Source organism: Synechococcus sp. RS9916 (assembly GCF_000153825.1).
GTDB lineage: Bacteria > Cyanobacteriota > Cyanobacteriia > PCC-6307 > Cyanobiaceae > Synechococcus_C.
The window spans coordinates 1,909,955-1,923,665 of sequence record NZ_DS022299.1 but is presented as its reverse complement, the minus strand read 5'-3'; the positions used below and the strand labels follow the sequence as shown (position 1 = coordinate 1,923,665).

At 55.8% G+C, this 13,711-nt stretch carries 4 protein-coding genes and 1 pseudogene; all 5 read right to left on the bottom strand.

Going from position 1 to position 13,711, the window contains the following annotated elements; genetic code table 11:
* Positions 1 to 612 (bottom strand): chorismate lyase, encoded by a 612-nt coding sequence (locus tag RS9916_RS10080; protein ID WP_198003441.1) that lies wholly within the window; start codon positions 610 to 612, stop codon positions 1 to 3.
* A complete protein-coding gene (locus tag RS9916_RS10075) occupies positions 609 to 1,322 on the bottom strand; it encodes a hypothetical protein (protein ID WP_007099292.1) in 714 nt (237 codons plus the stop codon). Before RS9916_RS10075 ends, RS9916_RS10080 begins: the two co-directional genes overlap by 4 nt.
* Before the next feature lie 25 nt (positions 1,323 to 1,347).
* Entirely contained in the window at positions 1,348 to 3,327 is a 1,980-nt protein-coding gene (gene mnmG / locus RS9916_RS10070) for a tRNA uridine-5-carboxymethylaminomethyl(34) synthesis enzyme MnmG (RefSeq protein WP_007099291.1), read from the bottom strand.
* A 109-nt stretch (positions 3,328 to 3,436) separates the two neighbouring features.
* The gene (locus RS9916_RS10065; RefSeq protein WP_071961567.1) at positions 3,437 to 12,055 is read right to left on the bottom strand and encodes an Ig-like domain-containing protein; all 8,619 of its coding nucleotides are present in this window, start codon (positions 12,053 to 12,055) and stop codon (positions 3,437 to 3,439) included.
* A gap of 222 nt (positions 12,056 to 12,277) precedes the next feature.
* A pseudogene (gene dnaB, locus RS9916_RS10055) lies at positions 12,278 to 13,252 on the bottom strand (replicative DNA helicase); the annotation flags it as partial.
* Between the last annotated feature and the right edge of the window lie 459 nt (positions 13,253 to 13,711).

Genomic DNA, 13,711 nt, shown 5'->3' with positions numbered 1-13,711 from the left:
TCATGAAGGGGAGTGAAGCGGCTGGCGTGGTGCGGGTCCCAGCCATTGCTCCAGGCTTGGGCTGAACACTTCGCGGATCACCGTGAGTTCCCGTCCCTGGCGGAAAAAGCGGTAGTGGCGACTCCAGAACGGCCCCTGCGTCCCAAATCCCTCTTCCAACCAGGTGCTGTTCACCAAGGCCAGGCCATCCACCTCGCGGAACAGTTCAGACCGTCCTTGGGTGAGGCTGAGCCAGATGGGCAGGTTGCGATCGCGCAGGTGCTGTTCGGCTTCGGTTTGGTTCCACCAGCTTTCCGCCCAGGCCAGGGTCTCGCCGCCACAGTCGAGCCACACCTGGCGCCGCAGCAGGGGTGGTTCCAGCTCGCGCACTTCGCGGGGCAGTTGGGAGGGGGTTTGGCCTGGCGGTTCGGGTTCTGCTTCCATCGCCACCAGACGCACCGCAACGGGATGGCCGGTAAGCAGGCGTAGGTGGCGGGTGGGACTTCCGTCCCCCAGCAGCATCAGGCGCCATGGCCCGGGCAGTGGGCTCGGCCCTTCACCCCGCAGCACCGCGGTGGTGGCGGCTTGCCAGAGGGGCGTGGGCGATGGGAATAGGGCAGTCGATGGGCTCAGAACGCTCCTCCCACGCTGAGGCTGCGTTCCACGCCCTCACGTTCGATCACGGCACCGTTGGCTTGCACGGTTTTCAAGCGCCAGCCGCTGTTGCCGATCGCTTCCCCGGGGGCGGCAGAAAGAGAGAGCTGATCCAGCTGAAAGATGGCGGAGCCTTGGCCCCCGCCGGCGTGGACCACCCCCACCAGCAGCGGTTCAGCGGGAAGGGATGCTGCGATCGCTTCGTCGCTGAGGCTGGTGTCGGCCAGGGGCAGCGGCCCCGCGAGCGGCAGGGTGAGGGGTTCCAGCGCTGGATTGGCATCAACGGCGACGCCCGCGTTGGTGGCCGCGGCGTCGGTGGCTGTGTCGTTGGTTGGCCTGGGCTCGGTTGCTGCGGCAGTGGGGTCTGTGGTGGCCGCGACGGGCATGCGCCGCAGCCGTTCGACCATTTGCAGGTCGCGTTCGCGATTGAGGGCTTGCACGGAACGGCGCCAGTTGTGAGCGAGCCAGAGGCTGGTGCCGATCCCCAGCACAGCCACCACTGAGCTGGCGATCATCCAGGGCCGCTGAGGGCGATGCTCGCGCTGGTCCTTGGCGTTGTGCGCTGCACTGCGACCCAGCACCGATGGCAGCGCCTGCAGGGTGGTGTCCCCTTGGCTGAACACCTGATCCATCACCTGTTCGGCGCGCAGATTCCAGAAGGCCCTGGATCGAGAGAGACGGGAGGGCATCGCAGCGTCAGCCGAGGCCTCAACGCTATCGAGAGTTGGCGGTGGGGGCGAGGTCTGCGCTGGTGGTGGTGCTGCGGCGTTGCTGCAGTTCAAGCCACATCAAGAGGGCTGTGAGATCCGCTTGGCTGACCCCGGGGATCTGGCTGGCCTGACCCAGGGTCAGCGGTCGCACGGCAGAGAGCTTCTCTCGTGCTTCGCGCGAGAGCGTTCCGATTCCGCTGTAGTCGATGGTCTCCGGCAATTTGCGCTGGCCCTGGCGTTTCACCTGATCAATTTGCTGTTGTTGGCGTTGCAGGTAGCCGCTGTATTTGATGTCGATTTCCGCTCCTTCGCGCACTTGAAGCGGCAGATCGGCATCGGCCAGGCCGTGGCGCACCAGATCGGCAGCATGCATGCCCGGCCGGCGCAGCAGGTCGGCCAGGGTGATGGAGCCCTTGATCGGTGCGCCTGTTTCCGCTTCCACCGCTGGTGCGACGGGATCGCTCACCTTCAGTCGTTGCGTTTCCAGGCGCTTTTTCTCGGCCTCCATGGCGCTGAGCTTCTCCTCAAACAACTGCCAGCGGCGGTCGTCGATCAGCCCCAGCTCTCGCCCCAGGGGCGTCAGTCGTCGGTCGGCGTTATCGCCCCGCAACACCAGGCGGTATTCGCTGCGGCTGGTGAGCACCCGGTAGGGCTCGCGCAGATCCTTGCTCACCAGATCGTCGATCATCGTGCCGATGTAGCTGCCCTGGCGTGGGAAGTGCACCGCGTCCTGGCCCCGGATGCGGCGTGCTGCATTCAGTCCGGCCACGAGGCCCTGGGCTGCAGCTTCTTCGTAGCCCGTGGTGCCGTTGAGTTGGCCGGCGCTGAACAGCCCTTCCACCCGCTTGGTCTCCAGCGAGGGCAGCAGCTGGGTGGCGGGCAAGTAGTCGTAATCGACCGAGTAGGCGGGCCGCAGCATCACTGCTTTTTCAAGACCCGGCAGGCTGCGCAACAGCTGCAGTTGGATCGGTTCGGGTAGTCCTGTCGAGAACCCCTGCACGTAGATCTCAGGGGTGTCCCGACCTTCCGGTTCCAGGAAGATCTGGTGGCTGTCCTTGTCGGCAAAGCGCACGATCTTGTCTTCGATCGAGGGGCAGTAGCGCGGCCCTTTGCTGTCGATCACCCCGCCATAAATCGCGGTGAGGTGGAGGTTGTCGCGAATCAGTTGGTGGGTGGCGGCCGTGGTGCGGGTGATGTGGCAGCTCATCTGCTCCCCGCTGGCCCAGGCGGCTGGATCGAAGGAGAAGAAGCGATCGGCGGCGTCGCTGGGTTGCTCCTCCAGCAGATCGAGAGCAATGCTGCGCCGGTCCACCCGCGCCGGGGTGCCGGTTTTGAGCCGATCGGTCTGGAAGCCCAGCTGCTGGAGTGCTTCGGTGAGGCCTTCGGCAGCCTGTTCGCCCGCGCGGCCCGCTGCCATGGACTGGTGGCCGACCCAGATGCGGCCCCCAAGAAAGGTGCCAGCGGTGAGCACAACCGCTTTAGCGCCGTAGACGCTGCCGAAGTAGGTGCGCACGCCGGTGATGCGGGCGGCGGGCCCTTGGCTGGGATCCCACTGTTCACCGCCACCGCTGGGATCGCCGTCGATCTCCAGCCCCGTCACCATCGCTTCCCGCAGAGCCAGGTTGGGGGTGTGCTGCAGCAGCTGCAGCATCTGGCGGGAGTACTGCCGTTTGTCGGTCTGAGCGCGCAACGCCCACACGGCTGGGCCGCGGCTGGCGTTGAGGATCCGTTTCTGGATGGCGGTGGCATCGGCCAGGCGGCCAATCACTCCGCCTAAGGCATCCACTTCATGCACCAGCTGGCTTTTGGCTGGTCCGCCGACGGCGGGGTTGCAGGGCTGCCAGGCGATCCGGTCGAGATTGAGCGTGAACAGTGCCGTGTTTAGGCCCAGTCTGGCGGCGGTGATGGCCGCTTCACAGCCGGCATGACCGCCCCCCACGACGATCACGTCGAAGACTTCGGTGGGGGCAGTACTGGTGGTCATTCCTCCAGTATCGGAAATGGGCTGATGCTGTGCTCTTGTTCGGCTGTCTTAAGGAGGGAAGGCCTTGAATGATGTTGTGGGCAACGTGGCTCGATGCTTTTGACAGTGCTCACCACAGTTCAATAACGCCTTGGTGGTCAGCGCTGCCGTCGGAAACTGGGTTTGGTGTGAGTAAGGGGCTGATTGAGGTATTAGGAAACGTCTTGCTGCTGTTGTGTTGACTGGTTAGATCGATAGCTTCGTACGTCTCGCTTGATTCGAAGCTTTCATTCGAACTCACGAATTGCTCGGGTTGTGTCTTTTCTTCAGTTTGGGATGTCAAATCAACAATTGATTGGTGATGATTTTTTGCTTGATTGATGCCGTGTATTGCCATATTGGCGAGGACGATGAGAGGGGATAGTGCGGTTTTTAATAGTAGAAAAATTGGGGAACTTTCTTCTCTGACGGTTTCGAGTTCAAGGTCTAGATTTGGGTCATTGCCTGCAGCCTCATCGTTCTGGCTGGTGGGCAATGCGTAGCTTTCCTGCTGGCTTGCCTTTGGGTTTGGAACTGTAAGCGTGAAGGTATCGACTTGCGCTTCAGATCCCTTGCCGCCTATTTGCAGGCTTGTTGTTAGTTCAAGCTTTACATCTTCTTCTGTATGGGGTCCGTTTGTGAGATCAATCCAGACCACTTGAGGTGTGTCCCAGTTATCTTGCGTGAAATGAAGAATGCTTTCTGAAAGATTGATGGATGAATCGCCAAAATTCAGTTTCACGATGGCTTTCTGTTTTGGGTTTTCTGTGAGAGTGACTAAAAGTGGAATTTGATTTGTTCTTCCCGGAGGAATGTTTTGTTGCCAGCTTTTGTCTGTGTGTTTTGGCGCTATTAAGCGAATGCCATTGCTGCGTTCAATTGAGGCAAATCCATTGGAGAGGATGCGTTGCGTGAAGCCTCCTTGTCCATTGTTGAATGAATTTAAAAATTTTTGATCTGATTTCGTTGAGCTGATGGATTGAAGGGTGTTAATGCTGCCGAGATCATTCGAAGCTATGAGGAACGATTTAGAAGGTGTTGCAAGGCTTGAGAAGTGATCTGAGCCGGTGACGGCATCAGTTATTAAGGAACCAATTAAGCCATCAAATCGATCACTCTCACTGCCACTGCTGGTGGTTTCTGATTTTCCCTGGTCTGATTCGATAGTATCGGAAGAAGCACTACCTGAGGAGCCACTGCCTGAGGAGCCACTGTCTGAGGAGCCACTGTCTGAGGAGCCACTGTTGGAAGAGCTTGGAGTATCAGCTGCACCAGTGATGTCAATCTCAAAATTCTGAGATGATGTCAGGCTGCCGTCGCTTACAAAAAGTGTAAAAGACTCCGTTGCTGTCTGACCGGCGTCAAGATTATTGACAGCTGTTTTGTTGGGTGTGTAGGTGTATTCGCCTGTTGAGGAATTAACGCTGAGCTGGCCATAAGATCCTGTAAGTGAATTGCTTGCATAGCTCTTCCAATTGTTGCTTCTAATACTTGCGGTGTTGCTTGAGCTGATTCCATATTCAAGTACAGCTGACTCATCAGGATCGGATGCTGTTAATTGACCTGAAAGCTTCGTGCTGGTGATTGCATTAGAATTTGCTTGATCAAGTACTGCGCCTTTGTCGATCGTATTCAGTGTCGGCGCATCATTGACCCCAGTGACCTGAATGACCACTTCGGCAGTATCGTCATTCGTGAGGTCGGTCAGGGTGTATGTGAAATTGTCGGTTTCTCTATCGCCAGCGTCTAACTTGTCGGCATTGTTGGCTGTGAAACGATAGGATCCATCGAGATTGACTAATAATGTGCCATAGGTGCCTGTGAGTTCTGTTCCCACGCTGTTGAGCTGGAAATCACTACTACTGATTTCCGTTCCTGTTCGTACGCTTTTGATATAAAGCTTGTCGCCATCAACATCGGTGTCATTCTTCAGGATTCCCTGGAAGTCTTCAAATAACTTTGAAGAGTCTTCGTTGACATTCGCTGTGTCATTAATGGCTGTTGGTGCATCATTCACTCCGGTAATCGTGATTGTAATTTCGCCGGTGTCGATGCCTTCATCAGTGCTTTGACTGTCTGTTATTTTGTATGTAAAAGTTTCGGTTGCTGTTTCGCCTTCGAGTAATTTTTGAGCTGCTGTTTCTTGAGCAGTATAGCTGTATGTGCCATTCGATTCGATAGTCATCTGACCATAGGTTCCTGTTAAGGTGGCGCCTGGTGAAAATGCAACATTTGATTCCTGCTCGCTACCGCTTCGAAATGATGTGATGGAAAGAGAGTGACTCTCTGGGTCGGTGTCATTGGCTAGCAAGTTGGTGTTTGTTGACACTGTGGAGCCGGCGTTAACGCTGGCAATGTCATTGACTGATGAGGGGGCATCATTTCGACCACCCACAATGATTTTCGATTCGATGGCGGTTGAGCTGCCATCCCCATCATTGACAACCCATTGAATGGTTCTTGCGCCGATTACAGGATCGGCATCATTGGTATTGGTGTAAGTGACTGTTTGTAGGGCACTGATGTAATTCGCTTTTGTGGTTGAGCCGCTGAGTGTTAGTACGCCTGTGGATGAATTCCAGCTGCCAGATACTCCAAAGTTATTTGTGAATGCAAGTTGATCTTCTGTGCTGACATAGGTGCTGTTCGATATCGAGACCGTTGCGCTTTCAATATTTTCATCATCAATATCTCGAATGTCGAGGCTGCCGTCGATTACAATAATGTTTCCTTGTCCTTCAATATATTTTTTCGTTTTGATCGCGTCGACAAGGAAGGGATTGTCATTGACACCTGTAATTGTGATGGTGAGCTCTGTGGAGTCCGTTAGCTTTCCATCGCTGAGTCTGTATGAAAATATGTCGCTTTCTGTTTCTCCACTGGCAAGTGCATCTGCGGCTGTCTTGTTGGCGGTATAGCTGAATGATCCGTCGGCTTGCAGCGTTAATTGTCCGAAGTCACCATCAAGGGCTGTGTTGAATTGACCGATCCGTGGCGAGCTTGCACTGAGAACACCAGCATGGAAGTTGCTGATGGTCAAGCTGTCACCATCTTCATCGGTGTCATTGTTAAGGATGAGTCCTGATGCTGCGGTGATGCTGAGTGTTTCATTCTCGTTGACTGAGCCGCTATCTGCTTCTGCAACTGGTGCATTATTGACGTCGATGACGTTGATGCTTATTTTGGCTGTTGTTGATCTTGTGCCGTCTGTTGCAGAGATCTCGAGAACGTGTAGATCGCTTGTTTCGTGATCCAGTGACTTGCCTGAGGCAAGTGAAATCTTTCCCGTTGCTGCTTCAATCGTAAATAGTCCCATATCATTTCCATCGCTAATTGTATAGGTAATTTGATCACCGTCTTTGTCTGTGTCGTTTCCCGAATTGGCGTCGGCAAGATCAAGTAATTCTGTGCCACTACTGGCGCTTTCCAAAACATCTTCACTTTGATCGCTAATCGATGGTGGATTGTCATTGTCTGTGGTTTTGATGGTGGTGGTGGCTGTTTCGCTGCCGGTGAATCCACCTGTATTGGATGCAGTCGCGGTGAGTGTGGTGGTGATGTCGCCATCCTCAAGGCTGTCATCGACACCGGTGATGGTGATGGTTTGGGGAGTATTCCAGTTGGAATTGGTGAATGTCAGCGAAGAGGCGCTTAGGGAGTGCTCGGTGCTGTCGGCACCGGTGAGGGTGATGGTGACATTGGCCGTAGGCTGGGCATCAAGGACGACGGTGAATGTGGAGGTGCCGCCCGCTTCTGTGGTGAGGAGATTGCCGGAGCCATCAGTGGTGCCTGTTTTGGCAATGGTGATGCCGCCGCTGTCGTTGTTCGTTGTTTTGACGGTGGTGGTGGCTGTTTCAGTGCCGGCGTAGCCGCCTGTGTTGGAGGCGGTGGCCGTGAGGGTGGTGGTGATGTCGCCATCAATGAGGCTGTCATCAACTCCGGTGACAGTGATGGTTTGGGGCGTATTCCAGTTCGAGCTGGTGAATGTCAGCGACGAGGCGCTAAGAGACTGCTCGGTGCTATCAGCACCAGAGAGGCTGACGGTGACATCAGCCGTTGGTTTGGCATCAAGAACAACGGTGAATGTGGAGGTGCCGCCAGCTTCTGTGGTGAGCAGATTGCCGGAGCCATCGGTGGTGCCTGTTTTGGCAATGGTGATGCCGGCGGTGTCGTTATCGGTGTTTTTGACAGTAGTGGTGGCTGTTTCGCTGCCGGCGTAGCCGCCTGTGTTGGAAGCAGTCGCGGTCAGTGTGGTGGTGATGTCGCCATCAACGATGGTGTCATTGGCACCGGTGACGGTGATGGTTTGAGCTGTATTCCAGTTGCTGGTTGTGAATGTCAGCGACGAGGCGCTGAGGGAGTGTTCAGTGCTGTCAGTGCCTGTAAGGGTGACGGTGACATCAGCCGTTGGTTTGGCGTTCAGAACAACGGTGAATGTGGAGGTGCCGCCAGCTTCTGTGGTGAGGAGATTGCCGGAGCCATCGGTGGTTCCGGTCTGGGCAATGGTGAGTCCAGCACTGTCGTTATCAGTGTTTTTGACGGTGGTGGTGGCTGTTTCAGTGCCGGCATAGCCGCCTGTGTTTTCTGCGGTGGCGGTGAGGGTGGTGGTGATGTCGCCATCGTCGAGGCTGTCGTCGACGCCGGTGACGGTGATGGTTTGGGCTGTATCCCAGTTGCTGGTTGTGAATGTCAGCGACGAGGCGCTGAGTGAATGTTCTGTGCTGTCGGTACCGGTGAGGTTGACGGTGACATCGGCCGTGGGCTGGGCATCGAGAACAACGGTGAATGTGGAGGTGCCGCCAGCTTCTGTGGTGAGGAGATTGCCGGAGCCATCGGTGGTGCCTGTTTTGGCAATGGTGATGCCAGCACTGTCGTTGTCCGTGTTTTTAACGGTTGTCGAGACAGCCTTTGATCCCGAAAACCCACCTGTGTTGGAAGCAGTCGCGGTCAGTGTGGTGATGATGTCGCCATCGTCGAGGCTGTCGTCGACCCCGGTGACGGTGATGGTTTGAGCTGTATTCCAGTTGGCGGTTGTGAACGTCAGCGTTGAGGTGCTGAGTGAATGCTCGGTGCTGTCGGCACCGGTAAGGGAGACGGTGACATTGGCTGTTGGCTCATTATCAAGAACAATGGTGAATGTGGAGGACCCACCAGCTTCTGTGGTGAGCAGATTGCCGGAGCCATCAGTGGTTCCGGTTTGGGCAATGCTGAGGCCGGAGCTGTCGTCGTCGAGTGTGATGACGGTGGTGGTGGCTGTTTCGCCTGCGTATCCACCTGTATTGGAGGCGGTGGCGGTGAGCGTTGTGGTGATGTCGCCATCGTCGAGGCTGTCGTCGACGCCGGTGACGGTGATGGTTTGGGCTGTATCCCAGTTGCTGGTTGTGAATGTCAGCGACGAGGCGCTGAGTGAATGTTCTGTGCTGTCGGTACCGGTGAGGTTGACGGTGACATCGGCCGTGGGCTGGGCATCGAGAACAACGGTGAATGTGGAGGTGCCGCCAGCTTCTGTGGTGAGGAGATTGCCGGAGCCATCGGTGGTGCCTGTTTTGGCAATGGTGATGCCGGCGGTGTCGTTATCGGTGTTTTTGACAGTAGTGGTGGCTGTTTCGCTGCCGGCGTAGCCGCCTGTGTTGGAAGCAGTCGCGGTCAGTGTGGTGGTGATGTCGCCATCAACGATGGTGTCATTGGCACCGGTGACGGTGATGGTTTGAGCTGTATTCCAGTTGCTGGTTGTGAATGTCAGCGACGAGGCGCTGAGGGAGTGTTCAGTGCTGTCGGCACCGGTGAGGGTGACGGTGACATCAGCCGTTGGTTTGGCGTTCAGAACAACGGTGAATGTGGAGGTGCCGCCAGCTTCTGTGGTGAGCAGATTGCCGGAGCCATCGGTGGTGCCTGTTTTGGCAATGGTGATGCCGGCGCTGTCGTTATCGGTGTTTTTGACGGTGGTGGTGGCCGTTTCATTGCCGGCATAACCACCTGTATTGGAGGCGGTGGCGGTGAGCGTTGTGGTGATGTCGCCATCGTCGAGGCTGTCGTCGACGCCGGTGACGGTGATGGTTTGGGCTGTATCCCAGTTGCTGGTTGTGAATGTCAGCGACGAGGCGCTGAGTGAATGTTCTGTGCTGTCGGTACCGGTGAGGTTGACGGTGACATCGGCCGTGGGCTGGGCATCGAGAACAACGGTGAATGTGGAGGTGGAGCCGGCCTCTGTTGTGAGGAGATTGCCGGAGCCATCGGTGGTGCCTGTTTTGGCAATGGTGATGCCGGCGGTGTCGTTATCGGTGTTTTTGACAGTAGTGGTGGCTGTTTCGCTGCCGGCGTAGCCGCCTGTGTTGGAAGCAGTCGCGGTCAGTGTGGTGGTGATGTCGCCATCAACGATGGTGTCATTGGCACCGGTGACGGTGATGGTTTGAGCTGTATTCCAGTTGCTGGTTGTGAATGTCAGCGACGAGGCGCTGAGGGAGTGTTCAGTGCTGTCAGTGCCTGTAAGGGTGACGGTGACATCAGCCGTTGGTTTGGCGTTCAGAACAACGGTGAATGTGGAGGTGCCGCCAGCTTCTGTGGTGAGGAGATTGCCGGAGCCATCGGTGGTTCCGGTCTGGGCAATGGTGAGTCCAGCACTGTCGTTATCAGTGTTTTTGACGGTGGTGGTGGCTGTTTCAGTGCCGGCATAGCCGCCTGTGTTTTCTGCGGTGGCGGTGAGTGTGGTGGTGATGTCGCCATCGTCGAGGCTGTCGTCGACGCCGGTGACGGTGATGGTTTGGGGTGTATTCCAGTTGTCTGCGGTGAAGGTCAGCGACGAGGCGCTGAGGGAATGTTCAGTGCTGTCGGCACCGGTGAGGGTGACGGTGACATTGGCTGTGGGTTTGGCATCGAGAACAACGGTGAATGTGGAAGTGGAGCCTGCTTCTGTGGTGAGGAGATTGCCGGAGCCGTCGGTGGTGCCGGTCTGGGCAATGGTGAGACCACTGGCAGCAAAAACCCTTACGTGTCCGGAATTTACGCCTGCAGCTCCCCTGTGAAACATGGCTCCAACGGCAACACTTTGTCCGTCGCCGCTGAGGCTTACCCCACTGTTGCCAACAGAAGCACTCGCACGATCGTCTTCTGCTACTCCATGAATGTTTGAACCAACTTTTGTCCAGGTGTCACTGCTGCTCTGATACTCATAAATTCTGACGCGGCCGGCGTTGTTCGCTACACCATCGGCCCATTGGGCGCCTATCGCTACTCGTTGCCCGTTTGCAGAGAGACTGACGGTTCCACCAAACTGTTGGCCATTGGCATTGCCGTCAATATCTGCTCCAAGCTGTACTTTGCTAGAACCACTAATGTCATAGATACGAACATGTCCTTTATTGCCTCCACCATGCAAAGGAGCTCCAATTGCAATGATATTTCCGTCGTCTGATAGTGAAACGGAACCTCCAAATTTGTCATGTGCTGCTGTGCCAATGAAGGTGAACTTTAACGACCATGTGCTGCCACTTTTGTCGTAAACTCTGACCCGGCCTTTGTCGGCTTTTCCGCCGCTGTTAAATCCATTCGAGCCGATTGCGATTCTGTTGCCATCTTCCGATATTGAGACTGAAGTTCCTGCATATTCTTTTTTTTGTGTGCCTTCAACATTGCTGCCAATCCGTTTCCACTTTGTTCCATTCCATGTATAAATGCCCGCAAATCCCTTTCCGCTAAATTTTTTAACGGAACCAAAAATAACCGTGCTCCCATCGCCAGAGAGTTCTAGAGATGCGCCTGCTCGTCCTCTTGAAAGGCCTGCGATCGTGCTACCAAGTTGGTTCCATGTGCTTCCTGAGAGTTCGTAAATAGAGATTGCGCCGGATTTGTCTCCTCCGTTATCATCTCTTGGTGCGCCAATGGCCAGCCTTGTGCCATCATTCGAGAGGCTTACTGAAGCGCCGAAAAAGTCACCTTTGTTATCGCCATCGATGATCGCAATTTGTTCCCATTCGTTGTCGCTGTTTAATCTGTAAGTAGCAACACTTCCTTGCTGCGAATTGTAAGTTCGATCATTCCAGCTTCCAATCGCTAATGTGCTTCCATCGCTCGATAGGCTGACAGCTTCTCCGCTTCTTGCGCCTTTTTTCCTGCCTTCGATTTCGTCGTCAATTTGAATCCATGCCAAGGCATCTTCCCAGGATTGGAGTTGACTGTTTTCAATTAGTTCAGAAAGCTGGCGAGTATCTCTATCTTGATTGGAGGTCTGAATTGCTTCTTTGTTGATGCTGTTGTGGCTTGCGAAGACCTCGGCTCCGGTGAACTCTTTCAAGAGGTTAATGAACTCTTGATTTCGGCCGATTTGGCAGCACCACAGCACTGCAGTGCTGATCTGCCATTGGGCTAGTTCCGTGGCATGGCGCAACAAGGCGGCCTGATCGATCCATTGGTCAGCCAGCTGAATCCCATGGCTGTTGCCATGCGCCAGAAGATGGAGTTCTTTGGCTGGTGTGCCTTGCTGGCGTCGTTCTTCGAGCGCCTCTGTGATCGCGCTTAGAGGGTTGGCCGTTGCCTCAAGCTGAATCGTGACCGTTGCTGCTTCAGGCCGAAGGGCTGGAAGCTCAAGGCCAGGAGCGACAATAATTGTTGACGGGTTGTACGGTTGCTCCGGCTCGCACGTTGATTTCGCCGATGAGGATATGACCTCGGCGGCTCTGATGGATGGAGTTGCTTTGGTGCTGTTAGGGGGCAACTCTCAGCAGATTCTCAGCATTATTTTGTCGGCTTTTAACCCTTCTCGCACATTTGTACCCCCTGATTGTGGGCAATGGCTATTTGGCTGAGGTTTGGCTTGTTCGGGATTTGGAGGGTCGTTGCCTTGGAGGGTGTGTTGAGGCTCCTCGCAGAAGGCCTTGCTTAGCGGTTTGTGAATGGCTTTGAACTCCGAGGTGCTTTCCGATCTCCTGAATGCCTTTTAGGCCGCCAGGTTCCGGAAGCGGGTGAACTGCGGCTCAAACAGCAGTTTCACAGTGCCGACCGGGCCGTTGCGGTGCTTGGTCACGATCACTTCGGTGATGCCCCGATCGGGTGTTTCCGGGTTGTAGTACTCGTCGCGGTAGATCATCAGCACCAGGTCGGCGTCCTGCTCGATTGAGCCCGATTCCCGCAGGTCGCTCAACATCGGGCGTTTGTTGGTGCGTGACTCCACGCCACGGCTGAGCTGGGAGAGGGCGATCACCGGCACGTTCAGTTCGCGGGCCATCTGTTTGAGGGCGCGGGTGATTCGCGAAATTTCCTGCACACGGTTGTCAGGGCTCGACCCCTCCATCAGCTGTAGGTAGTCGATCACCACCAGGCCTAGTTCTTTGCCCTGTTCCGCCATCAGGCGCCGGCAGAGGGAACGCATCTCCAGCACGCCGGAGTTGGGTTTGTCGTCGATGTAGATCGGTAGTTGCCCCAGGGTGTTGATGCCCTGGCCGAGCAGCGGCCATTCCTCCTGTTGCAAGCGGCCGGTACGCAGACGGCCGGCTTCAATGCCCACTTCCATCGACAGCAGCCTGTAGGTGAGCTGCTCTTTGCTCATCTCCAGCGAGAACACGCACACCGGCAGGTCGTGGAGTTGGGCCACGTTCTTGGCCAGGTTGAGCACGATCGAGGTTTTCCCCATGGCCGGGCGTCCGGCCACGATGATCAGGTCGCTGCGTTGCAGGCCCTGGGTCATCGCATCCAGGTCGTAGAAGTTCACCGGAATGCCCGCGACCGATGTGCCCAGAGAGCGGCTTTCGATCTCGTTGAAGGTGCTGGTGAGGATCTCCGCTGTGGGGGTGAGCCCTTTGGTGGGTTTCTCCTGGCTGATGGCGAAGATCGTTTGCTCGGCCTTGTCCAGCACCTGTTCCATCGGCAGGCTCTGGTCAAAGCCCAGCTGGATCACTTCATTGCCCGAGCTCACGTCCTACTGCCGTCAGTTCCCGAGACCGTAAAGTGATTATTTTCTCTGCTGTATTTAAGGAGCGTTGGGGTGACATCTTGGTTGAGGATATTGACTGTTGCAGTTTCATTGCCTGTGTAGCCAGCCGCCGGTGTTGGAAGTGCTGGCAGTCAATGTGGTTCGGATGTCACCATCGACGAGATCATCGATTAAGCCAGGCACCGTTACGGTTTGAGGAATATTTTAGTTATTTGGATTGAAAGTGAGGGGGTCGTTGCTTAGAGAGCCCCTTCGGTTGGATCGTTGCCAGTGATGAAAGCGGCCACTGCTGTTCTGGTTTGTGCATTGAGAAACACGGTGAATGTGGATAAGCTGCCTGATTTTCTGCTGATCAGATTGCCCATTTTATTGGTTGTTCTAGTCGGGATAACGCTCACTCCAAGGGGTGCTTATGGCTTTATTCTCTCCTGTTGCGGGTTG